Annotated in this window: 30 protein-coding genes; 24 read left to right on the top strand and 6 right to left on the bottom strand. The window is 68.0% G+C overall.

Annotated elements, in window-relative coordinates; all coding sequences use genetic code 11:
• Positions 1 to 600 (bottom strand): SDR family NAD(P)-dependent oxidoreductase (locus RMO04_RS10830; protein ID WP_309644797.1); only part of this gene is annotated, 600 nt, incomplete at its 3' end.
• Between the two features lie 89 nt (positions 601 to 689).
• On the opposite strand from RMO04_RS10830, the gene RMO04_RS10825 reads away from it, so the two are divergent.
• Complete coding sequence (locus RMO04_RS10825; protein ID WP_309644796.1) at positions 690 to 1,655, top strand: alpha/beta hydrolase; 966 nt, start codon at positions 690 to 692, stop codon at positions 1,653 to 1,655.
• On the opposite strand, the gene RMO04_RS10820 is transcribed toward RMO04_RS10825, so the two are convergent.
• Positions 1,652 to 2,374, bottom strand: coding sequence for an extensin family protein (locus tag RMO04_RS10820; RefSeq protein ID WP_309644795.1), 723 nt, complete (start codon positions 2,372 to 2,374; stop codon positions 1,652 to 1,654). The two genes, RMO04_RS10825 and RMO04_RS10820, sit on opposite strands and share 4 nt — an antisense overlap.
• A 93-nt stretch (positions 2,375 to 2,467) precedes the next feature.
• On the opposite strand from RMO04_RS10820, the gene RMO04_RS10815 reads away from it, so the two are divergent.
• The 8 genes from RMO04_RS10815 to RMO04_RS10780 all read left to right on the top strand — a co-directional run bounded on the left by RMO04_RS10815 (position 2,468) and on the right by RMO04_RS10780 (position 11,625).
• Complete coding sequence (locus tag RMO04_RS10815; RefSeq protein ID WP_309644794.1) at positions 2,468 to 3,943, top strand: M20 family peptidase; 1,476 nt, start codon at positions 2,468 to 2,470, stop codon at positions 3,941 to 3,943.
• 98 nt (positions 3,944 to 4,041) lie between these two features.
• Positions 4,042 to 5,088: a hypothetical protein gene (locus RMO04_RS10810; protein ID WP_309644793.1), complete on the top strand. Its 1,047-nt coding sequence runs from the start codon at positions 4,042 to 4,044 to the stop codon at positions 5,086 to 5,088.
• 147 nt (positions 5,089 to 5,235) lie between these two features.
• Positions 5,236 to 5,847 carry an ATP-dependent Clp protease proteolytic subunit gene (locus RMO04_RS10805; protein WP_309644792.1) on the top strand — a complete coding sequence of 204 codons (612 nt, stop codon included), beginning with the start codon at positions 5,236 to 5,238 and terminating at the stop codon, positions 5,845 to 5,847.
• 1 nt (position 5,848) lies between these two features.
• Positions 5,849 to 7,465, top strand: coding sequence for an alpha-amylase family glycosyl hydrolase (locus tag RMO04_RS10800; RefSeq protein WP_309644791.1), 1,617 nt, complete (start codon positions 5,849 to 5,851; stop codon positions 7,463 to 7,465).
• 110 nt (positions 7,466 to 7,575) lie between these two features.
• Positions 7,576 to 9,249: a hypothetical protein gene (locus RMO04_RS10795; RefSeq protein WP_309644790.1), complete on the top strand. Its 1,674-nt coding sequence runs from the start codon at positions 7,576 to 7,578 to the stop codon at positions 9,247 to 9,249.
• Positions 9,250 to 9,259: 10 nt separating this feature from the next.
• Positions 9,260 to 9,841 carry a papain-like cysteine protease family protein gene (locus RMO04_RS10790; RefSeq protein WP_309644789.1) on the top strand — a complete coding sequence of 194 codons (582 nt, stop codon included), beginning with the start codon at positions 9,260 to 9,262 and terminating at the stop codon, positions 9,839 to 9,841.
• A 3-nt stretch (positions 9,842 to 9,844) separates the two neighbouring features.
• Positions 9,845 to 10,465 (top strand): hypothetical protein, encoded by a 621-nt coding sequence (locus RMO04_RS10785; protein WP_309644788.1) that lies wholly within the window; start codon positions 9,845 to 9,847, stop codon positions 10,463 to 10,465.
• 53 nt (positions 10,466 to 10,518) lie between these two features.
• Positions 10,519 to 11,625 (top strand): aromatic ring-hydroxylating dioxygenase subunit alpha, encoded by a 1,107-nt coding sequence (locus RMO04_RS10780; RefSeq protein WP_309644787.1) that lies wholly within the window; start codon positions 10,519 to 10,521, stop codon positions 11,623 to 11,625.
• On the opposite strand, the gene RMO04_RS10775 is transcribed toward RMO04_RS10780, so the two are convergent.
• Both RMO04_RS10775 and RMO04_RS10770 read right to left on the bottom strand, forming a co-directional pair.
• Positions 11,622 to 12,362, bottom strand: a complete 741-nt coding sequence (locus RMO04_RS10775) for a 2OG-Fe(II) oxygenase family protein (RefSeq protein ID WP_309644786.1) — start codon at positions 12,360 to 12,362, stop codon at positions 11,622 to 11,624. The two genes, RMO04_RS10780 and RMO04_RS10775, sit on opposite strands and share 4 nt — an antisense overlap.
• A 65-nt stretch (positions 12,363 to 12,427) precedes the next feature.
• Complete coding sequence (locus tag RMO04_RS10770; RefSeq protein WP_309644785.1) at positions 12,428 to 13,435, bottom strand: hypothetical protein; 1,008 nt, start codon at positions 13,433 to 13,435, stop codon at positions 12,428 to 12,430.
• 76 nt (positions 13,436 to 13,511) lie between these two features.
• Between RMO04_RS10770 and RMO04_RS10765 the strand changes: the two genes are divergently transcribed.
• A complete protein-coding gene (locus RMO04_RS10765) occupies positions 13,512 to 14,294 on the top strand; it encodes an alpha/beta fold hydrolase (protein ID WP_309644784.1) in 783 nt (260 codons plus the stop codon).
• A 3-nt stretch (positions 14,295 to 14,297) separates the two neighbouring features.
• Here RMO04_RS10765 and RMO04_RS10760 read toward each other — a convergent pair whose 3' ends face one another.
• Positions 14,298 to 14,927 carry a glutathione S-transferase gene (locus tag RMO04_RS10760; RefSeq protein ID WP_309644783.1) on the bottom strand — a complete coding sequence of 210 codons (630 nt, stop codon included), beginning with the start codon at positions 14,925 to 14,927 and terminating at the stop codon, positions 14,298 to 14,300.
• 78 nt (positions 14,928 to 15,005) lie between these two features.
• Here RMO04_RS10760 and RMO04_RS10755 point away from each other — a divergent pair, with 78 nt between their 5' ends.
• From RMO04_RS10755 to RMO04_RS10730, 6 genes are all read left to right on the top strand, one after another.
• On the top strand, positions 15,006 to 16,646 hold the full coding sequence (locus RMO04_RS10755; RefSeq protein ID WP_309644782.1) for an acyl-CoA dehydrogenase family protein: 1,641 nt from the start codon (positions 15,006 to 15,008) through the stop codon (positions 16,644 to 16,646).
• A gap of 268 nt (positions 16,647 to 16,914) precedes the next feature.
• Positions 16,915 to 17,130 carry a hypothetical protein gene (locus tag RMO04_RS10750; RefSeq protein WP_309644781.1) on the top strand — a complete coding sequence of 72 codons (216 nt, stop codon included), beginning with the start codon at positions 16,915 to 16,917 and terminating at the stop codon, positions 17,128 to 17,130.
• On the top strand, positions 17,127 to 17,780 hold the full coding sequence (locus tag RMO04_RS10745; RefSeq protein WP_309644780.1) for a TetR/AcrR family transcriptional regulator: 654 nt from the start codon (positions 17,127 to 17,129) through the stop codon (positions 17,778 to 17,780). The genes RMO04_RS10750 and RMO04_RS10745 overlap by 4 nt, the downstream gene beginning before the upstream one ends.
• Before the next feature lie 139 nt (positions 17,781 to 17,919).
• Positions 17,920 to 18,534, top strand: coding sequence for a TetR/AcrR family transcriptional regulator (locus RMO04_RS10740; protein WP_309644779.1), 615 nt, complete (start codon positions 17,920 to 17,922; stop codon positions 18,532 to 18,534).
• A 36-nt stretch (positions 18,535 to 18,570) separates the two neighbouring features.
• Positions 18,571 to 18,777: a twin transmembrane helix small protein gene (locus RMO04_RS10735; protein ID WP_309644778.1), complete on the top strand. Its 207-nt coding sequence runs from the start codon at positions 18,571 to 18,573 to the stop codon at positions 18,775 to 18,777.
• Positions 18,778 to 18,779: 2 nt separating this feature from the next.
• Positions 18,780 to 19,349 (top strand): cob(I)yrinic acid a,c-diamide adenosyltransferase, encoded by a 570-nt coding sequence (locus RMO04_RS10730; protein WP_309644777.1) that lies wholly within the window; start codon positions 18,780 to 18,782, stop codon positions 19,347 to 19,349.
• On the opposite strand, the gene RMO04_RS10725 is transcribed toward RMO04_RS10730, so the two are convergent.
• Complete coding sequence (locus RMO04_RS10725; RefSeq protein WP_309644776.1) at positions 19,346 to 19,642, bottom strand: hypothetical protein; 297 nt, start codon at positions 19,640 to 19,642, stop codon at positions 19,346 to 19,348. The genes RMO04_RS10730 and RMO04_RS10725 overlap by 4 nt on opposite strands.
• Positions 19,643 to 19,797: 155 nt before the next feature.
• On the opposite strand from RMO04_RS10725, the gene RMO04_RS10720 reads away from it, so the two are divergent.
• The 8 genes from RMO04_RS10720 to RMO04_RS10685 form a co-directional block, all read left to right on the top strand.
• The gene (locus RMO04_RS10720; protein WP_309644775.1) at positions 19,798 to 20,544 is read left to right on the top strand and encodes an electron transfer flavoprotein subunit beta/FixA family protein; all 747 of its coding nucleotides are present in this window, start codon (positions 19,798 to 19,800) and stop codon (positions 20,542 to 20,544) included.
• The gene (locus RMO04_RS10715; protein ID WP_309644774.1) at positions 20,544 to 21,488 is read left to right on the top strand and encodes an electron transfer flavoprotein subunit alpha/FixB family protein; all 945 of its coding nucleotides are present in this window, start codon (positions 20,544 to 20,546) and stop codon (positions 21,486 to 21,488) included. The genes RMO04_RS10720 and RMO04_RS10715 overlap by 1 nt, the downstream gene beginning before the upstream one ends.
• A 177-nt stretch (positions 21,489 to 21,665) precedes the next feature.
• Positions 21,666 to 22,544, top strand: a complete 879-nt coding sequence (locus tag RMO04_RS10710; RefSeq protein WP_309644773.1) for a 3-hydroxybutyryl-CoA dehydrogenase — start codon at positions 21,666 to 21,668, stop codon at positions 22,542 to 22,544.
• Between the two features lie 90 nt (positions 22,545 to 22,634).
• A complete protein-coding gene (locus RMO04_RS10705; protein WP_309644772.1) occupies positions 22,635 to 23,207 on the top strand; it encodes a hypothetical protein in 573 nt (190 codons plus the stop codon).
• On the top strand, positions 23,096 to 23,899 hold the full coding sequence (locus RMO04_RS10700; RefSeq protein ID WP_309644798.1) for an EAL domain-containing protein: 804 nt from the start codon (positions 23,096 to 23,098) through the stop codon (positions 23,897 to 23,899). The genes RMO04_RS10705 and RMO04_RS10700 overlap by 112 nt, the downstream gene beginning before the upstream one ends.
• A 65-nt stretch (positions 23,900 to 23,964) precedes the next feature.
• Positions 23,965 to 24,828: a TIGR01459 family HAD-type hydrolase gene (locus RMO04_RS10695; RefSeq protein ID WP_309644771.1), complete on the top strand. Its 864-nt coding sequence runs from the start codon at positions 23,965 to 23,967 to the stop codon at positions 24,826 to 24,828.
• Between the two features lie 42 nt (positions 24,829 to 24,870).
• Positions 24,871 to 25,293, top strand: a complete 423-nt coding sequence (locus tag RMO04_RS10690) for a MaoC family dehydratase (RefSeq protein WP_309644770.1) — start codon at positions 24,871 to 24,873, stop codon at positions 25,291 to 25,293.
• Between the two features lie 5 nt (positions 25,294 to 25,298).
• Positions 25,299 to 25,678 (top strand): adenylyltransferase/cytidyltransferase family protein (locus tag RMO04_RS10685; RefSeq protein WP_309644769.1); only part of this gene is annotated, 380 nt, incomplete at its 3' end.

Below are 25,678 nucleotides of genomic sequence, written 5' to 3'. Positions count from 1 at the left end.
CGCCTTGGCGAAGTCAGTCTTCACCAGGCCCGGCGCAATGCAGTTGACCCGGATATTGTGGGGCGACAGCTCCTGGGCGAGGTTGCGCGCCAGCTGCATGTCGGCGGCCTTGGAGATGGCGTAGGCGCCGATCACCGCGGTGCCGCGCAGGCCGCCGATCGACGAGATGATCACGATGGCCCCGTCCCGGCGCTCCTGCATCTGCGGGGCGACCATGTTGATCAGCCAGTTGTTGGCGATGACGTTGTTCTCGAGGATCTTGCGGAACTGGTCGTCGGCGATGCCGCTCATCGGGCCATAATAGGGGTTCGAGGCGGCGTTGCAGACCAGGATGTCGACCTTGCCGAAGGCCTTCATCGTCTCGTCGACCAGCCGCTGAAGGTCCTCCTTCGAGGAGATGTTGGCCGGGACCGCGATGGCCGCGCCGGCGTGCTTGGCGTTGATCGCCGCGGCGACCTCTTCGCACGGCCCAGCCTTGCGCGAGGAGATCACAACCTTGGCGCCGTGCTCGGCCATGCGCTCGGCGATGGCCTTGCCAATCCCGCGCGAGGACCCCGTGATCACGGCGACCTTGCCGGTCAGGTCGAACAGTTGGCCCATGGCGTTTCCTCCAAACACGTGTTTGATTTTATGGTCGCCATTTGCGGCGCCAGGCGACGTTGGGTCAAGCCTGGGCAGGAGCCTCCTCGATGCCGGACTTCCGTGAGATCGCGCTGCCCGACGTCACCCTGCGCGTGGCGGTCGAGGGCGAGGGACCGCTGGTCCTGATGGTCCATGGCTTCCCGGAGAGCTGGTACAGCTGGCGACACCAGATGGCCCCCATCGCGGGCGCGGGCTTCACCGCCGCGGCGCTGGACGTCCGAGGCTATGGCGGGTCGTCTCGGCCGGGCGCGGTCGAGGCCTACGACATGGAGCACTTGGTCGCCGACGTGGCGGGGGTGATCGAGCAGCTCAGCCCCGACGCCCCGGCCGTGCTGATCGGCCATGACTGGGGCGCGCCCATCGTCTGGAACACCGCGTTGATCCGGCCCGACCGAGTGCGGGCGGTCGCCGGGCTGTCGGTGCCCTATCTGGGCGTGCCAAAGCGCTCGTTCATGGACCTGGTCGACACGGTGTTCACCAGTCGGGGCAAGTTCTTCTATCAGGCCTGGTTCCAGGATGTGGGGCCGCCGGAGGCCGAGCTGGAAGCCGACCCGCGCGACGGCCTGCGCAAGTTCTACTACGCCATCAGCGGCGATGCGCCGGACGGAACCTGGCCCAGCGACAAGGTCCATGGCCAGAGCCTGCTGGAGGGCCTGGTCGACCCAGACCCCTTCCCCGCCTGGCTGACCGACGGCGATCTCGACTACTATGTGGCCGAGTTCGAGCGGTCGGGGTTCTTCGGGCCCATCAGCCGCTATCGCAATCACCAGCGTGATTTCGAATACCTGTCGCAGTTCGAGGGCCGGAAGATCGAGCAGCCGTCGTTGTTCATCGGCGGCGAGCGCGACCTGGTGCTGAGCATGCTGGGGCGCGGGGATCTGGTGGCGCTGATGAAGGCCGAGATGACCGACCTCCGCGGCGCCGACGTGCTGCCGGGCTGCGGCCACTGGACCCAGCAGGAACGCCCCACCGAGGTCAACGCCCGGCTGCTGCCCTGGCTGGCCTCGCTCTAGCGACAGACGCGATAGCGGCCGGAGTCCAGGTGCAGGTGGTCGCGGTGCGCGGCGTTGTAGTCGGGGCTCAGCGTCACGTGGAACCACCGGCAGGCGCCGGTGCGCGCGCGCCGCCAGAAGGCGCCGGCCTCGCCGTCGGCGTTGAAATCCTTCAGCACCGAGACCCGCCGTCCGTCCGCCAGCCGGACGCTGGCGACGTCCAGGGCGTTGGCGAAGGCGTGCTCGCTCAATCCGTCGCGGCCGGCGACCTTGCGGCAGGCATAGGTCCCGTAGTGCCCGACCTCGACCGGCGCGGCGCCCAGGACCTCACGCGCGGCGGGCCGCAGGGTGTGGCGGTCCCAGAAGGCATAGGCCAAGGCCTGGGGGCAGGTCATCACCGGGCCGGCGGGCGCCAGCGGCGTCACACCGCCCTCCAACCGCACGGCGTTGAGCTGGGCGCACGCCCCATCGGTGCGGGGCGCCGCCTCCCCGAACCTGACGCCGCCCTGCGCCAGCACGGCGCGGCACGCCGACGGGTTCAGCTTCGCCCGCTCGAACTTCGCCTGGGTCGCCAGGCCGGGCGGATCGGCCAGGCGCAAGGGCTTCCACGGCAGGTCCTGGGGCGGGGCGAAGCCGTCGGCGATCCAGACGACCGCCAGGAACACCAGCGCCATGTCGAGTAGCAGCGCCCAGACTCCGGCGAGCAGCAGGCCTTCGGGACTTTGGACGGGCGGACGCACGGCGCTGGAAACGGCTCAAGGCGGCGCGGGTTCAGCGCCCTTCACTTCGCCGCAGCTTACAGCCTAGTTTGGCGGCGTTCGGGAGAGACCTAGATGAAACTTGTCGGCAAGATCGCGCTGGGCGGCCTGGCCCTGTTGGCGCTGCTGGTCGCCGTGATCGTGGTGCGCACGGCGACCTACAAGGCGCCAGGCTCGGCCGATCTCAGCCAGGTGAAGCTCGCCGCGCCGGTAACGGTCGATCGCGACAGGGCCGCCCAGCATCTGTCCCAGGCCATCGGTTTCCAGACGGTCAGCCACCAAGACAAGGCCGACGACCAGCCGGCCGAGTGGGACAGGCTGCACGCCTGGCTGCAGGCCACATATCCGGCCGCCCACGCCGCCATGACCCGCGAGGTGATCGAGGACCACACCCTGGTCTACACGTGGGCGGGATCCGATCCGTCCCTGGCGCCGATCGTGCTGATGGCGCACCAGGACGTGGTGCCGGTGACCCCCGGCACGGAAGGCGACTGGAAACACCCGCCCTTCGCGGGCGTCATCGCCGACGGCGCGGTCTGGGGCCGTGGCGCCATCGACGACAAGGGTTCGCTGATCACCCTGTTCGAGGGCGTCGAAACCCTGGCTGCGTCGGGCTTCAAGCCTCGGCGCACGGTGATCGTGGTCTCCAGCCACGACGAAGAGGTGCGTGGCCAGGGCGCCCGCGCCGCCGCCGCCCTGCTGAAGTCGCGCAACATCACCGCGCAGTTCGTCCTGGACGAAGGCCTGGCGATCATCTCCGACAACCCGATCACCGGCGGACCGGTCGCCCTGATCGGTGTGGGCGAAAAGGGCTATGGGACGCTGATCGTCACGGCCAAGGCCAAGGGCGGACACTCCTCGGCTCCGCCTCCGGACAGCGGCGGCGTGGTGACCCTGTCCCGCGCGGTCGCCAGGATCGCCGACGCGCAGTTCCCGCTGAAGCTGGACGGCCCGGGCGCGGCGATGCTGGAGGGCCTGGCGCCGGAGGGGCCCTGGTCGATCCGGATGGCGGTGGCCAACCGTTGGCTATTCGAGCCGCTGATCACCGCCCAGGTCGCCGCCACGCCGTCCGGGGCGGCGCTGCTGCACACGACCATCGCGCCGACCATGCTGAAGGGCAGCCCCAAGGAGAACGTCCTGCCGCAGGACGCCAGCGCCTGGATCAACTATCGCATCGCGCCGGGCGACACCGCCGCCGAGGTGCTGGCCCACACCAGGGCCGCGGTCGGGGAGCTGGCCGTCGATATCGCCTGGGCCAAGACGCCGGACGAGCCGTCGCCGGTGTCCTCGACGACGTCGGAGAGCTGGAAGATCATCGCCGCCCTGGCCGGACAGTCGGCAAAGGCGCCGGTGGCGCCGGGCCTGGTCACCGCCGGCACCGACAGCCGCTATCTCCAGCCGGTGGCCAAGGACGTCTACCGGTTCCAGCCCATGGTGTTCTCGCTGGAGAGCATCGCCATGATCCACGGCACGAACGAGCACATGACGCTGGAAAATTTGGAACGCGCCGTTCAGTTCTATGCGCGATTGATCGCCACGGCGGCGGGCTAGGCCGGCGGACCAGTTGTCGCGGGGCGGGATTCGCCGGATCGACAACGCGTCGTGACTGATAGACACCTCCGCAAATCCCGCCGGCCCGGACACCACGCATGCTGAACTGGATCTACGAGTCGCTAGGCCACGTCTGGGGACCGCTGCGGCTGTTCGACTCGTTCTTCTTCCTCGCCGCCATCGGCTTCGCCTGCTGCGCCCTGCTGACCTGGGTGATCCTGCCGAAGTTGTGGCCGTCGCTTCCCACCGACCGGGGGCGAGCCTTCGCCGTCAATGCGGAGCAGAGCGTGGGAAAGCCGCTCAGCGCCGGCCTGATCTTCGTGACGATCTTCTGCGTGGCGTCGCTGATCTTCGTCCCGCTCCATGCGCGGGGCCTGCTGACCCTTCCCTTCGTCCTGGCCGCGATGATCGTCGGCTTCCTCGATGATCGGCGCGGCGGGTTCAGCGAGTACCAGCTCGCCGTCATGGACCTGGCCATCGCGCTCGGCGCCTCCCTGGTCATCTACGGCCTGCAGCCCGTGACGATCTGGCTGCCGGGCTGGAAGGAGGTCATCCTCCTATCGCCGTGGATCGCGACCCCCGTGGCCACCGGCATCATCTGGCTCTCGATCAACGCCACCAACTGCTCCGACGGCGTGGACGGGGTCTCCGGCAGCCTCACCGCCACCGCCCTACTGATCCTGGGCGGGCTTCTCTACGCGGTGATCGGCAACGAAGTCGTCGCCCAGCACCTGAAGATCCCCGTCAATCCGGAAGGCGCGAGCTGGGCGATCATGGCCTTCCTCATGGTCGGCAGCATAGCCGGCTATCTCTGGTACAACGCCGCGCCCAGCCTTGTGCTGATGGGCGACGCCGGCTCGCGCCCCATCGGCCTCCTGATCGGCATGCTGGTGGTCGCCACCAACAACCCGCTGTTCCTGCTGCTCGTCGGCTCGGTGCTTCTGCTGAACGGCGCGACGGGCCTGGTGAAGGTCGCGCTCATGCGGTTCTTCGGCCTGAAGATCCTGGGCGGCATACGGTTCCCGCTGCACGACCACTGTCGCAAGGAGCTGGGCTGGTCGAACAGCCAGGTCCTGGTGCGCTTCATGCTGGTGCATCTGGGGGTCTCGGCGCTGCTGGTGATCCTGGCCCTCAAGGTGCGCTGATCGGCGTGGACGAACTATCCATGGCTCGACGAAACACCCTAAAGCCGGCGATCTTGGAGATTATCGGCCGGTACGCGACGTTCCGGCCCTTGCGGATGGACGCGGGGCGACGCACGTTCCGTGCAGCGATTTTTGGAGACCTGACTGATGCGTAACTGGCGCCTGGACGAAGACGACGACGGTGATGAAACCTCGCGCAAGCCCGACATGCCCATGACGGCGGGGCCGGTCCAGAATGCTCTCTACAAGTCGCGCACCGTCTTGGTGTTCGGCGAGATCGACATGCGCCTGGCCGAACGGGTCACCGCCCAGCTACTGGCCCTGGCGGCCGAGAGCGACAAGCCGATCAAGGTGGTCATCAACTCCCCCGGCGGCCACGTCGAAAGCGGTGACACGGTGCACGACATGATCCGCTACTGCGGTCCCCAGGTGAAGGTGATCGGCACCGGCTGGGTGGCCTCGGCCGGCGCCTCGATTTTCCTGGGCGCGCAGAAGGAGAACCGCTTCTGCCTGCCCAACACCCGCTTCCTGCTGCACCAGCCCATGGGCGGCGTGCGCGGCCAGGCTAGCGACATCCAGATCGAGGCCGAGGAGATCGTGAAGATGCGCGAGCGCGTCAACCGCATGATCGCCAAGGAAACCGGCCAGACCTACGACCGGATCGTCAAGGACACCCAGCGGAACTTCTGGATGGGGGCCGAGGCCGCCGTTGAGTACGGCCTGGTCTCCAAGATCATCAACAACGCCACCGAGGTCTAGCGTGACAACCGCGTCCTGGTGGAAGGGCGCGGTCGTCTACCACATCTATGTCCGCAGCTTCTTCGACGCGGACGGTGACGGCCACGGCGACCTGAAGGGCGTCCTGGCCAAGCTGGACTATATCGAGAGCCTCGGGGTCGACGCCCTTTGGCTCTCGCCGGTCCATCCCTCGCCTAACCGCGACTGGGGCTATGACATCTCCGACTATGAGGGCGTCCATCCCGACTATGGGACGATGGCCGATCTGGAAGCCTTGGTGGACGCCGCCCACGGGCGGGGCCTGAAGGTCATGCTGGACGAGGTGCTGGCCCACACCTCCGACGAACACTCGTGGTTCGCCGAAAGCCGCGACGGCGGCGCCGACGGACCTAAGGCCGACTGGTACGTCTGGGCCGATCCGGCGGAAGACGGCACCGCGCCCAACAACTGGCTCAGCGTGTTCGGGGGTCCGGCCTGGGCCTACCAGCCGGCGCGGCGCCAGCACTATCACCACAAATTCCTGCGCCAGCAGCCGAAGCTGAGCTGGATCCATCCCGACGCGCGGGAAGCCGCGCTGTCGGTGCTGGACTTCTGGCTGGCCAAGGGGATCGACGGTTTTCGCCTGGATGTGGCCGGCACCTTCCTCCACGACGCGAGCCTGACCGACAATCCCGCCATCCCGACCGCCGACAAGACCCGGTATCACTGGTCGCACGCCAGCGAGATGCAGCGGCATCTGCACGACTCCAACCTGCCGGAGAACATCCCGCTGCTGGACGTGATCCGCCGCCGGGTTGATGCCCACAACGACAAGGGCGGCGGAGAGCGGTTCGTGTTCGGCGAGTTCTCCGAAGAAGAGGAGCGGTGCGGCGCCTATTGCTCGCCGCAGGACGGCCTGCACTCGGCCTATACCTTCGTGCTGCTGCACGCCCGCAAGCTGGCCCCGCAGATCTTCCGCGACCACTACGAGACGTTGGGCCGGTTCCCCGACCACTGGCCCTGCATCTCGTTCTGCAACCACGACATTCCGCGCACCGCCAGTCGGTTCGGCGGCGGCGAGGCGGTCGCACGGCTGATGCTGGCCCTGCTGCTCAGCCTGAAGGGCACGACCCTGCTCTACCAGGGCGAGGAGCTGGGGCTGCCGGAGGCGCGGAGCCTGACCCGCGAGGAAATCCGCGATCCGGTCGGCGACCTCTATTGGCCCATCGCCAAGGGCCGCGACGGTTCACGCACGCCCATGCCCTGGACCGAGGGCGCGAACCTGGGATTCTCCTCCGCCAAGCCCTGGCTGCCGCTGGCGGTGGAGCACGCCGGCCTGTCGGCGGCGACCCAGGCCGCCGATGCGGATTCGGTGCTGGCCTTCTCCAAGGCGATGATCGCCCTGCGCAAGGCCACTCCCGCGCTGGTCGTGGGAGACATCGAGATGATCACCGCCCCCGAGCCCATCCTGGCCTTCCTGCGCCGGGACGGCGCCGAGACCATCGCCTGCCTGTTCAACATGGGCGCCGCCGAGGTCGACCTCGACATGCCTGAACTCGCGGGGGCCGACGCCTTGATCGCGGTCGCGGGATCGCACCGCGACGGAACGCGCCTCGTCATGCCAGGCCTGTCGGTCTGGATCGGAAGGCTGACCGACTGAGGCGAGAGGCTTCGGCCGCCCCCTCTAAATTTCAGGTTGCACGTCAGACACCGGCCACCTAGCGTGGCGATCGGCAAAAACCTGTCGATGGCGAACCGGGGGCGTTTCGTATGCGTGTCAGAGGTATAGCCCTCGCGGGCCTGTCCCTGTTGGGCGGATGCACGACGCACCTGGCGTCCTCAAGACCTACCGTCAACCACATCTCCAAGGGCTTCGCCTACCAGTTGCCCGAGCTGTCCTATGCGGTCGAAATCCGGCGCACCCTTAGCGGCTGCCCGACCACCACGAGCGAAAACCTCACCTTCGACGTTAGCGCCAAGGCGACCGGGTCGATCGTGCCAGGTGAACCGATCTCCATCGCCTATGCCGAGCTGGCCAACGGCATGAAGACCAGCGACATCGCCTTCGAGAAGCACTCGAACGGCATGCTCAAATCGGTCAACGTCCAGGTCGACGACCGGACGGCCCAGGTCGCTAAGCAGGCGATCAGCGCGGCGTCGACCATCGCCAAGATTTCCATGGGCCTGCCGATGATTGCCCCAGGGGCGGGCGGCGGAGGCGGTGGAAAGTCCGAGCCGCCAGTCCTGACCTGCACCGCCGCCGCCAAGGCCGCCGTCGACAAGCTGCCGGATCTGGCCCAGGCCGTGAAGGCTGCAGAGGCGGCCAAGAAGGCGGCCGGCAAGGCCTATGACGACTATGTCACCCAGTATCCCGACAGCCCGCGCTCCGACGCCGTGAAGGATGAGCTGGCGAAGCGCGCGTTAGCCCGCATCACCGCGAAACAGGCGCTGGAAGAGGCCGTGGAGGCGCAGGCCGACGCGGTCGCCAGCCTGACGGTGCTGTCGTCCTTCAACCTCACGCCAGATAACAGACCTATCGCCCTCAACACGTTGGCCGAGGCGCGCTCGGGCAAGGTCAAGCCCGAGGACCTACTGCGAATCCGCTGGCTGATCGCGTCGGGCGCAAAACCCAAGGTGCTCAACATTCCCCTGGACAAGACCCTGACCGCGGTTCCGGCGCGGGCGACGTGGGAAGCAGCGGCCCAAGGCACACCGGCGGAGGCCGTCGCCGCGGCCGCGGGCGTCGGCGCCTATCCTGAGGTGTTCGACGAGCTGAAGCGCGGCTCCGTCGCCCTGGCGGCGCGCCAGGTCCGGTACGCGGGCTCCCAGCCCAGCCGCCCAGCCACCAACACCTGCGATGAGACCGAGGACGCCTGCGGGATCATCTATCGGACCCAGGCGGTGGGTCGACTGCAGATCTGCGCCTATCCCGCGGGTGGAGGCGACCTCAGCCCCGAGACCTGCTGGGCGCGCGTGACGCCTGACGCCACGGTGATCTTCAGCGAGCAGAGGGCGATGCCGCAACTGGGCGAGCTGATGGCCCTGCCGTTCAAGAACGGTGCGTTCACGAACAATATCCTGACCGCAGAGTTCAACGAAGACGGCGCCCTGGTGAAGTTCGGCTACAAGAAGCCGCGCGCCGAGGTCGAGGCGGCGTTCGAGGTCGTGAACACCGGAGCGACAGCGCTCTACGAGACGCTGCAGTATCAGGCCGGCGAACCGCTGCGGAACGCCAAGGACCAGAAGGCGCTGAACGAGGCGATCCTGGCCTCGCGCAAGTCCGCGGCCGAACTGGCGCCGCCGGCGCCTTCCGAGGTCACCCTGATCGACAACGAAACCGGTCTCCTAGAAGCCCAGACCAAGAAGTTGAAGGCGCAGCTGGAGCTCTTGAAGCTTCAGAAGGAACTCGACGCGGCCACGGCCGCCAGCCCGCCAAGCGAGTAGGGAGCCAACCGTGCCGCTCACCGCGTTTCCACGCCACACGATCCAGGCGGCGCCGGCGATCGAGGCAGCCACGGCCGCGGGAGGCGGCGGGGGCGGCGGGAGCCATGTGCAGCTGCCGTTCCGAGTTGACCCCCAGACCCAGGACCAATGGTGCTGGGCGGCGGTTTCGTCGAGCGTGGCGCGCTTCTTCGACGGAAACACGGCCTGGACCCAGTGTCGGGTCGCGAGCGCCGAGTTCCCACCGACCAACTGCTGCGGCCCGGCGGCCAGCGGCCCTTGCAACAGGTGGTGGTTTCTGGAGAGAGCACTGGGCCGCACCGCCAATCTGCGGAGCTTCACGACTGGGCCGGCCGATCCGGCCCTGGTCGAGGGCGAGCTGACCGGCGGGGCGCCGCTGGGTATCCGCGTCCAATGGAAGGATGGCACTGGCCACTTCCTGGTGATTGCCGGCATCGACATGGGCATGACGCCGCCCCGGGTGACGGTCACCGACCCGATCTTCGGCGTCAGCGTCTTGCCATTCACGGCGCTCAGCGGCCAGTACCAGCAGGGCCAGGGCGTCTGGACCCACACCTACGCCACCCAAGGGTGAAGCATGGCCTTCCAGACCGAGCCGGCGCCCTTCGCCCTGGAGCCCTTGATCGAGGGGGCCCGCTACGCCTTGGCCCAGATCGCGCCTCAGACAATCGGCGACGGCGCGCTGGACGTGGTGGGGCCGTTCCGCTGCTACGTCGCCGAACCCGCCGCCTTCGCGCGAGGCGCCACGAAGGAGGCCGTGACGGCCGAGGGTTGGCGCGCGCTGCTGCTCCAAGGCGAGCGGCCCGTCGCCCTGATCGACGTGACCCTGTCGGGCCAACCGGGCGCTGAACCCGCCGTCGCCGTGCGTGGCCCGGACGCGGCGACGGCGTTCTATAAGGTCCTCGAGGCCGCCCAGGACATAGCGAGCGAAGGCGACTTCGAAGTTCGGTTTCTGACCATGCCCAGCCTGTTCCTCACGGCCCTGTGGCTGGCGGGTCCGGCATCGTACTTCCTGCCGACCCGGGCCGGCGCCGATGGGCGACCGCCGCCTCGCCGGATGACCCGCGGCCAGTTCATCGCGCTCACCCAGGCGAGGCTGAACCGAATGGCCCCGCGGGCGGGCCGCGCGGAGATCCTGGGCCTGGACGCCGCCGACAGCGCCAGTAACGCGCCCGGACGCAGCCTGGCCGAACGCTGAGTCCCGCCGAACAGGGCGGATGACGCGGGCGCGGGCGCGGCTTAGAAGACCTCATGGCCGACGACGCGTCCAAGCAAGCCCGAGCCCCAGCCGCCGACGCCAAGTTCGGCCGCGGGTTCCTGCACGACATCTGGTATTTCGCCGCGCTTTCCGGCGATCTGAAGCCCGGCAAGCTGCAACGCCACGAACTGCTGGGCGAGCCCGTGCTGCTGGGCCGCGACCGGGCGGGCAAGGTGTTCGCCCTGAAGGACATCTGTCCCCACCGCGCCGCGCCGCTGTCGGCCGGCAAGCTGACCCACGAGGCCGACGGCGCGCCGAGCGTCGAGTGCCCTTATCACGGTTGGCGGTTCCGCACCGACGGCGCCTGCGCCGCGATCCCCTCCCTCGTTGGCGACCAGGCGATGGATGTCGGCCGGATCCGGGTGCGCCGCTATCCGGCCGCCGAGAGTCAGGGCCTGGTCTTCGTCTGGATCAGCGCCGACCCGCGCTTCGACGGCGAACCGCCAGAGCCGCCGCCGGTCTTTCCCGGCGTGGTCGGCGGCGGTCCCAAGCTGGTCGACCGCATGACCTTCGACGCCCATATCGACCACGCCGTGGTGGGCCTGATGGACCCGGCCCACGGGCCCTATGTTCATCAGCAATGGTGGTGGCGTTCCGCCAAGAGCCAGCACGATAAGGCCAAGAAGTTCGAGCCCCGCGAGGCCGGCTTCGCCATGGTGCGCCACGAGCCCAGCAAGAACAGCCGCGCCTACGCCATCCTGGGCGGCGAACCCCTGACCGAGATCGTCTTCCGCATCCCCGGGCTGCGCTGGGAGCACGTGACCGTGGGGACGCGACAGGTGCTGTCGCTGACCTGCCTGACCCCGGTGTCGGAGACGAAGACCAGGATCACCCAGATCGTCTGGTCCGATCACCCGGCCTTCCTGTTCCTGAAGCCGTTCATCGCCGCCGGCGCGCGGGCCTTCCTGCGCCAGGACGGGGAGATGGTGAACCTGCAGAACGAGGGCCTGCGCTACGACCCGGCCCTCCTGTGGATCGACGACGCCGACCGGCAGGCCAAGTGGTACCAGCAGCTCAAGCGCGAATGGTCGCTGAGCCGCAAGGATGGCCGGGCCTTCGTCAATCCGGTGGAGGCCGCCACGCTGCGGTGGCGCAGCTAGGCCTTGGGCTTGACCGTGCGCCGGACCCAGCCGGTGATCGAATAGCGGTAGGCGTTGACGAAGGTGGCCACCTGACTGACGCAATGGTGCTGCGGTACGCGGAAGATGTTCAGCGCATTGAACCGCGGCGGGAAACCTTCGATCACATTCTTCGCGTCGTCCTGGAACAGCAGCACCCCGCCCCAGTCGGTGCTCCAGGTCGGCGTCAGGTTCAGCACATAGGCGTAGAGCCGCCCAGTGTCGGCGTTGCCGTCATGATGGGTGTTGAGGAAATGCCCCGGTCCGTATCGGGAGGCGTGGGCGTCGGCGTTTGTGGCCCGGTCATCGTCTGTCAGAGTGCGGACGAAAGACAGGAAGTCTTCGCTGTTGACGAAATCGAAGACGGCCTCCACCGGCTCCAACCTGCCGCCAGCACGCTTGCCCGCCTTGATGTTGTCGCTGATCCGGTAGGCGTCATACATGTACTGGAAGCCGGTTCGGGCCGTCTGGATGACCTGCTGCTCGATCTGAATCCGTTGCGGCCCACCCTGAATCCACATGGGCAGCGGAACCTCGACGCCCTTGCCCTGCACGACCATGGTCCGCGACCAGGGCATGTCGGGCGCCGCCAGGGTATCGGACACGTGCTTGGCGAAATTACCCTTGAAGAAGTTAGGTATGTGCAGGCGGCCGTTGACCGCGAAGGCCTCCGCCAGGCGCGCCGGATCGTGCTTGGGGTCGATCTTGGGACTTGCCATGGCTCTCTCCTGCTCAGACGCCGAACCGACATAGCCGCAACAGGCGTATCAAATCCGTGAGCAGCCTAGGCCGCCGCGATCTGTGACTCTTGCGAGGGTTTTGGCGCCGTCAGCTTGAGGTCGTCGATGCGGATCGGCGCGAAGCCGCGCTCGACCTCCCAATCGATCCGGCCGCCAAGGGCGGTGATGGTGGAGACCGGCTCCAGGCGGCGCAGGTCCATGGCCTTGAGCGCCTGGTGCGGGACCTTCACGTGTACCACCGGCTGTTGTTCGACATCGCCGCGGGCGGTGGGCAGGAAGCAGCGTGTCACCACGTCGATCACGTCCACCGGCACGACGGTCATTACCTCCACGGCGATCCGAAGGGTGGCGGCGCAGACATTGGCCAGGTGCATCTCGGCGCGAATCTCGCGCGCCAGGGGGATGTAGACGCTGCGGCCGTTGTCGCCGATCTCGACGGCTTCCTCGGGGATGGCGTCCAACTCCAGGGCGTCCAGATAGACCACGATCCTGCCGGGCGCGGGCATGTGGAAGCCAAGCCCCTCGATCAGCGGCGCAAGTTCCGCCGCGGGAATGTGAGCCTTCAGGGCCTGTTCGATGGCGGCCGGATCCAGCGCCAGAACGCCGGCGGCGAGGCCGACGTCGAGATTGTGGATCTCCGCGTTGCGCTTGGCCTGGGCGTAGATTTCGGCGTCCTTCTTCGCGGCCTGCAGAACCTTTTCGGCCAGGGCGCGGCGACGATCCTGTCCCAGGCCGAACAGGCCGTCGATGATCCCCGGCTGGTAGTTGGCCAGGGCGCGGCGCGCCTTCTGCTCCAGCGCATTGGCGCGCGCGGCGGGCTCGACCAGGCCCGCGCCAGCGATCTCGTTCCAGTCCAGCCGTGCGTAGGGCACGCAGTGCGCCCGGGTCAGGGCCTCGAACAAGGCGTCGTACTTGGCGGCCAGCTCAGGGGCGGTGGAACGGCGAGCCGTCGCACGATCCTTGCGTTCACGGTCGCGCAGGGCTTTCTTGGTCGCCCGGTCGATCCGATTCATCGTGGCGATGATCGTCTTGGCCGAACCCTGAACGTCCATTTTTGCTCCGCGTGCCTTTTCGCCGTGTCCAATTCTGAGATACCCGCGTTTTCCTCACTTATCTCTTAAGAAAATCATGGACTTCACCACAACTACTGGTTTCAAGATCGCCTATGATGACAGGGCGCCGGCCGACTATGAACGGGCCATTCTGCTGGTCCACGGCTTCGCCTCGAACCGCGACGAGGGCTGGAAGCGCACCGGATGGTACGCCGCCCTGGAGCGGCGTCGCTTCCGGGTCGTGGCGCTGGATCAGCGCGGGCACGGCGAAAGCGGCAAGTCGCACGACCCTGCCGACTATTCGCGCGCGGCCCTCGCCGCTGACGTGGTCGAGCTGATCGATCACCTGGCCATCAACCGGGTGGACCTGTTTGGCTACTCCATGGGCGCGCGAACGGCCGCGGCCGCGGCCCTGGCGGCGCCGCACCGGTTCTCGAACCTGATCCTGGGCGGGGTCGGCGACAAGCTGTTGACCGAACGCTCGGGCGATCGCGCTGAAATCATGGTCCAAGCCATGCTGGCCGAGGACCCGGAGTCCATCACCGAGCCGTTCCTGAAAAGCTTCCGCCAATTCGCCGACGAGCAGGGCGAGGATCGCCAGGCCCTGGCGGCCTTCGTCCAGGCGGCGAACCCGCCCCTGGACGTGTCGGGGTTCGCGGCCCTGCCCATGCCGGTGCTCGCCGTGGCCGGAGCGCGGGAGACCAACGGCGATCCGATCGAACTGGCGAAGAGCTTCCCGCTGGGCCAGGGGGTGGTGATCCCCGGCTGCGACCACTTCTCGGCCATCCCCCACGCGCTCACCAAGGCCGCGGTGTTCGACTTCATCGACGGCGTGCTGGACGACCCCTGGCCAGGCTAGGCCCTAGTCGCGAGGACCCATGTTGTAGGGGCCGCCCTTTTCCAGGGCCTTGCGATAGGCAGGACGATCCTGGAACCGCTTCACCCAGGCGGCGATGTTGGGATAAGCGGCGGCGCGGCCGGACACGTTCATGACCTCGCCGACGAAACTCATCTGGATGTCGGCGCCCGAGAACTCGCCCATCAGCCAGTCGCGGCCCTCCAGCGCGCCTTCAACATAACCCAGGTGATTTGCGATCTCGCTGTCGATGCGGGGCTTCAGCGGCGCACCGGCGTCGCCCAGGCGGCCGACGTACATGTTGAGCATCAAGGGCAGCATGGCCGAGCCCTCGGCATAGTGCAGCCACTGCTGATAGACGTCGTACGCCTTCGAGGCCGCGGCCGGAGCCAGCTTCCCGCCGCCGTGATGGCGCAGAATGTAGTCGATGATGGCGCCCGACTCGATGACCGTGGCGTCGCCATCGGTGACCACTGGCGACTTGCCCAGCGGATGGATCGCCTTCAGCTCCGGCGGCGCGAGCCGGGTGGTGGCGTCGCGCTTGTAGTCCTTGATCTCGTAGGGGGCGCCCAGTTCCTCCAGCAGCCAGAGGATGCGCTGCGAGCGCGAGTCGTTGAGGTGGTGGACGATGAGCATTGGGTTGCCTCCCGTGGCGTTATGCTGGGAGTACCGGCGCACGTGACCCACGACAAGCTTCGCCTATAGTCGCCGCCGATGATCCTGCCCGACCTCCAGTCCCTGCTGTCCGAGGCCGCACGCGCGGCCGATCTCTACGTGGCCGCGACAAAGGCCGCGGTGAGCGCGCGGGTGAGTCCGGGCGGTCGCCTCGACCGCGCGGCGCTCGACGCCGAGCAGCACGCCGCCCACGGCCTGGCCTGGGCGGCGGCCTATGCCGAGACGCTGCGCCAGACCGCGGCCTGGGCCGACGACCTGGCGCGCCAGGGCCGGTTCGGCGAGGCCGAGGCCCTGCCGGCTCAGCTGCTGGCGTTCGAGTATCTGAGCCAGCTCGCCGGCGGCGTGCCCATGAACCAGGGCGAGATCTTCCGCCCCGGCGATGTCGGCCTCTCGGCCCAAGCGCTGGAGCCGCTGATCGAGCGCCTGCGGCCCGGCGCCTCCCAGGCCGTCCGCCATCGGATCGTCGCCCTGCTGGACGCGGCGCGGGGGCGCCCGTCCCTGGAGGCCAGCGGCCTGGACGAGACGCTGGAACAGGTCCGAGACCAGTTCCACGCCTTCACTAGCGCCAAGATCTCCCCTTTCGCTCACGGCTGGCATCTGCGCGACGAGCTGATCCCGCTGGCGCTGATCCAGGAGTTGGCGGCGCTGGGCGTCTTCGGCCTGACCGCGCCCGAGGCCCATGGCGGTGCGGGCTTGGGCAAGGTCGCCATGTGCGTGGTGTCGGAGGCCCTGTCGCGGGGCTGGATCGGGACGGGGTCGCTGGGCACGCGCTCGGAGATCGCCGCCGAGCTGATCCTGGCCCATGGCACGGAGGAGCAGAAGGCTCGCTTCCTGCCGGGCATCGCGTCCGGCGAGATCATCCCCACCGCGGTATTCACCGAGCCGGAGGCCGGATCGGATCTCGGGTCGCTGCGCACGCGCGCGGTGCGCGACGGTGAAACCTGGAAGGTGACGGGCGCCAAGACCTGGATCACCCACGCCGCCCGCGCCGACCTGATGACCCTGCTGGTTCGTACCGACCCGACCTCAAGGGATCATAGAGGCCTGTCGATGTTCCTGGCGGAGAAGCCGCGCGGCACGGTCGAGGCGCCCTTCCCGGCGGCCGGCATGGACGGCGGCGAGATCGGGGTGATCGGCTATCGCGGCATGAAGGAGTACGAGATCGCCTTCGACGGCTTTTCCGTGCCCCACGCCAACCTGCTGGGCGGCCAGGAGGGTCAGGGCTTCGTCCAGTTGATGGCCACCTTCGAGAGCGCGCGCATTCAGACGGCGGCGCGCGCAATCGGCGTGGCCCAATCGGCCCTGGACCTGGCGCTGGACTACGCCCTCGCCCGGCGGCAGTTCAGCCAACCGATCGCCGACTTCCCCCGGGTGGCCAACAAGCTTGCCATGATGGCGGCCGAAATCCTCGGCGCCCGGCGGCTGGCCTGGTTCGCGGCCCGAGCCAAGGACGAAGGCCGTCGTTGCGACCTGGAGGCTGGAATGGCCAAGCTGGTGGCCGCCCGTGTCGCCTGGGCGGCGGCCGACAACGCCGTGCAGATTCACGGGGGCACGGGCTTCGCGATTGAACAGCCGGTCAGCCGCGTGTTGGCCGACGCGCGCATCCTCAACATCTTCGAGGGCGCCGGCGAGATTCAGGCGCAGGTGATCGCGAGACGCCTGTTGGACGGCGCCAACTAGGGACGAAGTCGTCGAATCGGGCTTCGCACGACAGCGTTATACGAGCATGCTCACCGATCAACGGAGTCTCAGAGAGTCTTAGGGGCGACATTGCAATCGCGAAATACTCGCAGAACGCCGCTCTGCGACGCTGCGCCACACAGCCAAGCGTCGGATTCGGAGGTACACCCCGCTCAAACTCGTATCGCGTAACGAGTTCGCTGAACATGCTCGACAAATGCCTTTGCTTGGACGCGCCGCGGCGAAAGGCTAAGAGGACTGCACGGTCATGACGACCTATGACACCGCTGTCCGGATCGATCCGGATCGCGCCGACGCCGCAGAGGAAGTCCGCCAGCTCATCGTCGATCTGCGTGACGCCTCCCGTGACGGGCGGAAACTCGCGCAGCGCTACGCGGAGCTGCTGGAGAAGGTAGTGGAAGAGTATTGCGTAGAGTTCGAAATGCGCGCGGAAGCGGCCTTGGTGAGGCTGCAGGCGCAATGAAGCACGTTTCCAGCGCCATCGAGGCCACCGGCGAAACCGACGTCCGGGTGCCCACCCGCCGCGCCCTGGCCAAGCAGCAGACCCGCGCCAAGGTCCTGGCCGCCGCGCGCAGGCTGTTCTCCGAGGCCGGCTATGAGGGCGCCACCATCCGCGACATCGCCGCCGAGGCGGGCATGTCGACCGGCGCGGTGTTCGCCAACTTCACCGACAAGTCGGACCTGTTCCGCGAGATCATGGTCAACGACATGCAGGCCCTGACCGAGGCCATGTCCGAGGCCAGCACCCGCGGCCGCAATGTCGAGGACGCGCTGTTGCGCCTCTTCATGGCCGGTTACGCCTTCTACAAGAGCCAGCTGCCACTGGCGCGAGCGGCGTTCAGCATCTCCTGGCTGCCCGACCAGGGGCCCGAGCTGCGCACCCTGCCGCCGGTGCAGGCCATGCACGACCTGATCAACGACCAGCTGAACCTGGGCGTCGAGCGCGGGGAGTTGTCGCAGGAAGTCGAGGCCAAGCTGCGGACGCAGATGCTGTTCGACGCCTATCTGGCCAACTACCCGGAAGCCATCTTCCAGGGTTGGAGCCTTGAGGCCCTGCAAGCCAAGTCCAAGGACCAGATCCGGGTGATCCTGGCCGGGGCTCGGCGAGGCTAGGCGCGTCACGGGCGAGCCGCGGGGGCGGCTCGCCTGCGACGTACTGTCGCAGACGGCCCGCGGGCTGTCCTTCCGGTCGGGGAGCGGCCGTAACCAGCGAACGGGGGGAACCTGCGCGTAACAGCGCGGGCCGGGGCACATGGCAGGGGCACGCAAGTCGCAGAAGGAAGCGACGCGGCAACGCGTCCTCGACGCCGCGCGCGATCTGTTCGAGACCCGCGGCTACGAGGAAACCACCGTGCGCGAGATCGCCCGTCAGGCGGAGGTCTCGGTCGGCAGCGTCTTCACCACCTTTTCCTCCAAGGGCGACATCCTCAGCCAGGTGATGGCCGACCGACTGGACGCGCTCTACGCCGAACTGGACCGCGTGGCGCCCCATCTGCGGGGCTCGACCCCGGATCGGCTGCGGTCGCTCTTCGCCATCCACTACGCCTTCGAGACCCGCCGCACCCGGTTGTTCCTGGCCCATATCGCGGCGGCCTATAACTGGACGCTCAGCCCCGCCAGCCGCCCCTATGGCCGCAATCCGCGCCTGCGGAAGGTGGTCCTGGATTGCCTCGCCGACGGCGTCGCTCGGGGCGATGTCGACCCCGCCGCCGACCTGGACGTGGTGATCGACACCTTGATGGCCTCCTACGCCTGGACCTATCGCCTGGCGGCCTGGGACGAGGCCGACGCCGAGGCGATGAGCAACGTCATGGACCGCCACATCGGCCTGATCTCGGAGGGCTTCCGCGCGCGCGGGACGCCATAGGCTCGAAATCGGCGAGCGCCACGCTACATTGGCGGTATGGACACGTTCTTTCAGTATCTCATCCCCCTCACCCTGCTCGCGGTGACAGCGACCCTGTTCGTCGGCCTGTTCGCCCTGTTCCGAGGGGGCGACTTCAATCGCTCCTATTCGAACAAGCTGATGCGCCTACGCGTGCTGCTGCAGGCGATCGCCGTCGCCGTGCTGGTAGCCGCCGTCTGGTGGCGCCACAACGCGGGCGGCTAGGGATGGTCGTCCTAAACAAGATCTACACCCGCACCGGCGACGGCGGGGCCACGCGGCTGGCCACGGGCCAACAGGTGTCCAAGGCGTCCCTGCGGGTCGAGTCCTACGGCGCGGTGGACGAGACCAACGCCTTCCTGGGCATGGCCCGGCTGCACACGGTTGGCGAACCAGCCTTCGACGCCATGCTGGCCCGCGTTCAGAACGAACTCTTCGACCTGGGCGCGGACCTGGCGACGCCGCCGCGCGAGGGCGAGACCAACACCTTGCGGATGGTCGACAGCCAGGTCGAGCGGCTGGAGCGTGAGATCGACGCCATGAACGCCGACCTGCCGCCCCTCGCCTCGTTCATCCTGCCCGGTGGAACGCCCGCCGCGGCGGCGCTGCACTTGGCGCGCACGGTGAGCCGGCGGGCCGAGCGGGTGGCCGTGGCCCTGGTCGAGGCCGGCGAGCCGGTCAGTCCGGCGGCGATGAAGTATCTGAACCGGCTCTCGGACTTCCTGTTCGTCGCCGCTCGCCACGCCAATGATCGAGGCGCGCGAGAGGTCTTCTGGAAATCCGGCGCGACGCGCTAGTTCTTCGTGGCGGGGACCGTCGCCGGCGGACGCGCGATGTCGGCGGTCTTGCCGGTGATCCCGTCGGCCTTGGCGGCCTCGTAGTCGACGCGGCCCTTGATGACCCGTCCGGTGATGTCGGAAATCGGGATCGGGTGGGCGCAGGTGCGGGTGCGCCAGTCCCACCAGTCGCCCGACGCCTCGCACCGCTCCGCGGGCCAGACCCAGCCCACATGGTAGATGGACGCCCCCGCGCTCAGGACGACAAACACGCCCAGGAAGATCAGTTTCAGGCGGTCGATCGTGCGGTTCATCGTCTCTTTCTTCTGCTCAAGGGGGCTGTGGTAGCGCTTGGTTTCGCCGAAATTGCGGCGGGCTGTGTCCCGGCGCCGACTTGCAAAGCGCGGGAGAAGCGTTATGCCGCATCCGACCGATTTTTCCGCAATGCAATTTGAGGCGCTAGCAACCCATGAAGGTGTTGGTCCCGGTTAAACGGGTGATTGATTACAACGTGAAGGCCAGGGTGAAGTCCGACCAGTCGGGCGTCGACCTCGCCAACGTCAAGATGTCCATGAACCCGTTCTGCGAGATCGCGGTCGAAGAGGCCGTTCGCCAGAAGGAAAAGGGCGTCGTCACCGAAGTGGTGGCCGTCTCCATCGGCCCGATCCAGGCGCAGGAAACCCTGCGCACGGCGCTGGCCATGGGCGCCGACCGCGCGATCCTGATCCAGACCGATCAGGACCTGGAGCCGCTGGCGGTGGCCAAACTGCTCAAGGCGGTGATCGCCGAGGAAAGCCCGGACGCCGTGATCATGGGCAAGCAAGCCATCGACGGTGACAACAACGCCACCGGCCAGATGCTGGCGACGATCCTCGACTGGCCCCAGGCGACCTTCGCCTCGGCCATCGAGCTCTCGCCGGGCTCGGCCAAGGTGACCCGCGAAGTCGACGGCGGCCTGCAGACCATCGAGGTCACGCTGCCGGCGATCGTCACGGCCGACCTGCGCCTCAACGAGCCGCGCTACGCCTCGCTGCCCAACATCATGAAGGCCAAGAAGAAGCCGCTCGACATCAAGGAAGTCGGCTCGCTCGGCGTCGATATCGCGCCGCGCCTGAAGGTCATCAAGGTCGCTGAACCCGCCAAGCGGGCCGGCGGCATCAAGGTGGAAACCGCCGCTGACCTCGTCTCCAACCTGAAGACCGCAGGGGTGCTCTAATGGCCGTTCTCGTTATAGCCGATCACGACAACGCGTCGCTGAAGGACAACACCCACAAGACCGTCACCGCCGCCTTGGCCCTTTCGGGCGACGTGGACGTGCTGGTCGCGGGCGCGGGCGCCAAGGCCGTCGCCGACGCCGCCGCCAAGATCGCCGGCGTTCGCAAGGTGCTGCTGGCCGAGAGCGACGAACTGGGCCACGGCCTGGCCGAAGCCGTCGAGGCGGTCGTCGTGCCGCTGATGTCCGGCTACGACGCGGTGCTCACCCCGGCGACGTCGCAGGGCAAGAACTTCTCGCCCCGCATCGCCGCCAAGCTGGACGTCGCCCAGATCTCCGAGATCGTCGAAGTCGTCGACGCCTCGACCTTCGTGCGTCCGATCTACGCGGGCAACGCCCTGGAGACTGTCCAGTCGTCGGACGCCAAGAAGGTGATCACCGTGCGCCCCACCGCCTTCAAGGCGGCGGCGGAAGGCGGCTCGGCCTCGGTGGAGTCGGTCTCGGCCGGCCCCGGCGCGGCCAAGACCAAGTTCGTCGACCAGCAACTGGTGAAGTCGGAGCGCCCCGAACTCGCCGGCGCCAAGATCGTCGTCTCCGGCGGTCGCGCCATGGGCTCGGCCGAGGAATTCCAGCGGGTGATCGAGCCCCTGGCCGACAAGCTCGGGGCCGCCGTCGGCGCCTCGCGCGCCGCGGTCGACGCGGGCTACGCCCCCAACGACTACCAGGTCGGCCAGACCGGCAAGGTCGTCGCTCCGGAGCTCTATGTCGCCATCGGCATCTCCGGCGCCATCCAGCACCTGGCCGGCATGAAGGACTCCAAGGTCATCGTGGCGATCAACAAGGACGGCGACGCGCCGATCTTCCAGGTCGCCGATTTCGGCCTAGTCGCCGACTACAAGACCGCCGTGCCGGAACTGATGGACGCCCTGGCCGCCGCCGGGAAGTAAGCCTCCGGCCTTGGCTGAGAGATCAGGGGCGGCTCCGCGAGGGGCCGCCCCTTCTTTTTTCCACGGTTACGCTGCGTCGCAGCAAAACCTTGGTGACGGCCCCCAAGGCTATGTTAGAAACCCGTCACAAGCGGGCGTGCGGGGTCGCCGCCCAGGTCATTTCGAGGCTCTTTCGGCATGGTTCAGATCAAGACCGTCGGCGTTATCGGCGCAGGCCAGATGGGCACCGGCATCGCCCACGTCTGCGCGCTGGCGGGCTACGACGTGCTGCTGCACGACGTCAGCGCCGATAAGATCGTCGCCGGTCTTGCCCTGATCGAGAAGAACCTGACCCGCCAGGTCTCACGCAACATCATCGACCACGAGGCGGCGCAGGCGGCCATCGCCCGCATCAAGGCGGCCAACGAGCTGCAGTCCATCGCCACGACGGACCTGGCCATCGAGGCGGCCACCGAGAACGAAGAGGTCAAGAAGAACATCTTCAAGGCCATGGCGCCGCACCTGGGCGAACACACCCTGCTGGCGTCCAACACGTCTTCGATCTCCATCACCCGGCTGGCCTCCACCACCGACCGGCCCGAGCGGTTCATCGGCCTGCACTTCATGAACCCCGTGCCGCTGATGAAGCTGGTCGAGGTGATCCGCGGCATCGCCACTGACGCGCCCACCTACGAGACCGCGGTGAATTTCGCCCGTTCGCTGGGCAAGACCACCACCAACGCCGAGGATTTCCCGGCCTTCATCGTCAACCGCATCCTGGTGCCGATGATCAACGAGGCGATCTACACCCTGTACGAAGGCGTCGGCACGGTCGAAGCCATCGACAACGCCCTGAAGCAGGGCGCCAACCATCCAATGGGCCCGCTGGAGCTGGGCGACTTCATCGGCCTGGATACCGTCCTTTCGATCATGAACGTGCTCTACGAGGGCCTGGCGGACTCCAAGTACCGCCCCTGCCCGCTGCTGGTGAAGTACGTCGAGGCCGGCTGGCTGGGCCGCAAGACCGGCCGCGGCTTCTACGACTACCGCGGCGATACGCCGGTCCCGACGCGGTAGGCTTCGCCTACGCCCCCTGCGACGGTTAATCCATTCGACTTGCAAGGCTTGCCCGGCCGATACTCCGAGTTGATTCGGACCGGCGGGCTTATGCGACAGTTCACGTCGGTGGCGCTTGCGGCCACCTATCTCTGCCTTGCGCTGATCGTCGCCCTCCTGCTGTGGCGGAACGGCGGCGGCTGGGCCGCGGGCGTCGCGGCCCTGGTGGGCGGCCTGGCGCTGTGCGCCTCGATCCACGCCATGGTCTCCGCCAGCCTGAAGATGCGCACCCTGCAGCGCGGTCTCGACATGGTGCGCGAGGCCAACACCATCCTGCTGCTGCAGATGGAGAAGATCGACACCCGCCTGTCGGAAGTGGCGGAGACCATGACCGAGGAGGCCGTGCGGCGAACCGAGGAGCTGCACGACGAGGTCCACATCCTGGAGGACCTGGTCCAGCGCATGGGCAGCGGCTGGAGGAAAGGGTGGCCAGCGGCCCCCTGCCCGATCGCCAGCACGACGGGCGCCGAGGCCACCAGTCCGCCGCCCTGCTGGGCGCTGTCCGCGACGCCCTGGCCGACAACCGGGTCGACCTCTACCTGCAGCCCATCGTCGGCCTGCCCCAGCGGCGCACGGTCTTCTACGAGAGCTATTCACGGCTGCGCGACGAGACGGGCCGCGTGATGATGCCGGCCGAGTACCTGACGGTGGCCGAGCCCGAAGGGCTGATGACCTCGATCGACAACCTGCTGCTGTTCCGCTGCGTCCAGATCGTGCGCCGGCTGGCCAAGCAGGACCGCAAGGTCGGAATATTCTGCAACGTCTCCACCTCCAGCCTGGCCGACGAGACCTTCTTCCCGCAGTTCCTGGAGCTGCTGGCGGCCAACCGCGACCTGGCCGGCGCCTTGATCTTCGAACTGGGCCAGGCGGCGTTCGACGCCCGCGGCTCGGTCGAGGCGCGCAACATGGGCAAGCTGGCCGAACTCGGCTTCCGCTTCAGCCTCGACAAGGTCATCGACCTGGACATCGACTTCCAGGATCTGGCCCGGTCCGACGTGAAGTTCCTGAAGGTCAGCGCCCAGGTGCTGCTGGACGAACTGACCGAGACCGACGACGGCCTGGTGCTGCGTTCCATGCCCGACCTCGCGGCCCAGGACTTCGCCTCGCTCACCCGTCGCTATGGGGTCGACCTGATCGCCGAGAAGGTGGAGAGCGAGCGCCAGATCGTCGACATCCTGGAACTCGACATCCAGTACGGCCAGGGCCACCTGTTCGGCGAACCGCGGCCCATCCGTGACGCGGTGTTGGCCGAGACCGACCCGCCGGCCGATTTCCTGCGCCCCACCCTGCGCGGGCGGACAAGCCGGCGCGCCTAGGCCAGTGTGCCTAGGCCAGTGTGCCTAGGATTGACCGGGGCGGTCGCGCCCGGTACCGCCCCGCCATGACCGCGCCCAAGCTGATCTCCGGCCTCGCCGAGATTTCCGACCGATACGACGTCCTGCTCTCCGATGTCTGGGGGGTGATCCACAACGGCCGCGAGAGCTTCCCCGCGGCCTGCGCGGCTCTGGCCAAGTGGCGGGCGGAACGCGGGCCGGTGATCCTGATCTCCAACGCCCCGCGCCCCTCGGCCGCCGTCCACGAGCAGCTCGACCAGTTGGGCGTGACGCGCGCGGCCTGGTCGGCCTTCGTGTCATCCGGCGACGCCACCCGCCTGATGCTGGGCGCTCGCGCGCCCGGCCCAGCCTGGGCCATCGGGCCCGACCGCGACGCCCCGCTGTACGAGGGCCTGGACCTGGTCTTCACCGGTTTCGAGGACGCGGCCTTCATCTCCTGCACCGGCCCCTATGACGACGAGGTCGAGGGACCGAACGACTATGAGGACCGCTTCAAGGCCACCATCGCGCGCGGCCTGCCCATGATCTGCGCGAATCCCGACATCGTGGTGCAGCGCGGCGACCGGCTGATCTATTGCGGCGGGGCGCTGGCCCAGCGCTACGCCGCGCTGGGCGGCGAGGTGATCATGGCCGGCAAGCCCTACGCCCCGATCTACGGCCTGTGCCTGGCCGAGGCGGAGGTGATCCTCGGCCGGCCGGTCGACCGCGCGCGGGTGCTGTGCATCGGCGACGCCGTGGCCACCGACGCCAAGGGCGCCAACGACCAGGGCCTGGACGTGCTGTTCGTCGCCAGCGGCATCCATGGGGCAGAGACCATCGGACCCGACGGCCTGGACGCCTCGGCGGTGGAAACCCTGCTCGCCAAGGACGGCGCCAAGGCGACCTACGCCATCGCCGATCTGGCGTGGTGAGCAAAAGCCGCTAACTAGAAGATCGAACCGGGAGCCGATGGCGTGCAGGGATTGTTCTTCGAGGACCTGACCGAGGGTCAGAGCGCCGAGACGCTGAAGATCGTCGGCGCGGCCGATGTGGAGGCCTTCGCAGCCGTTTCTGGCGACATCAACCCCGTCCACCTGGACGAGGCCTACGCGCGAACCACCCCGTTCCAGGGTCGCATCGCCCACGGCATGCTGTCGGCCGCCTACATCTCCGCGGTGATCGGCACCAAGCTGCCAGGGCCGGGCGCGATCTACCTCTCGCAATCCCTGCGGTTTCGCCGGCCGGTGAAGCTGGGTGATCCGGTGGTGACCCGCGTGACCATCCAGAGCCTGGACGAACGGCGCGGCCACGCGACCCTGGCCACCATCTGCCAGGTCGACGGCAAGACCGTGGTCGAGGGCGAGGCCGTGATCATGGTCCCCCGGAAACCCGCGTGAGGCCCATGCGCATCGTTCGCGGCTGGAAGGGTTTGGCGGAGGCCGACAAGGGCGCGGCGGTGGCGCTGGGCAATTTCGACGGCGTCCATCGCGGCCACCAGAAGGTCATCGCCCAGGCGGCGAGGGCGGCCGGAGCGTTGAAGGCGCCGCTGGGCGTCATCAGCTTCGATCCCCATCCACGCCAGATCTTCCAGCCGGCCGCGCCAGCCTTCCGGATCATGAAGACCGACCAGCAGGCCCGCGCCCTGGCGGCCCTGGGCGTGGACATCTTCCACGTCCTGCCCTTCGACGCCGAGATGGCCAATCTGACCGACCGTGAATTCGCCACGGACGTGCTGGCCAAGGGCCTGGGCGTGCGTCATGTCGCCGTCGGGTTCGACATCTC

The organism is Phenylobacterium sp. (assembly GCF_031412415.1).
Lineage (GTDB): Bacteria > Pseudomonadota > Alphaproteobacteria > Caulobacterales > Caulobacteraceae > Phenylobacterium.
The sequence above is the reverse complement of the archived record's forward strand: the minus strand, read 5'-3'. Positions and strand labels throughout refer to the sequence as shown.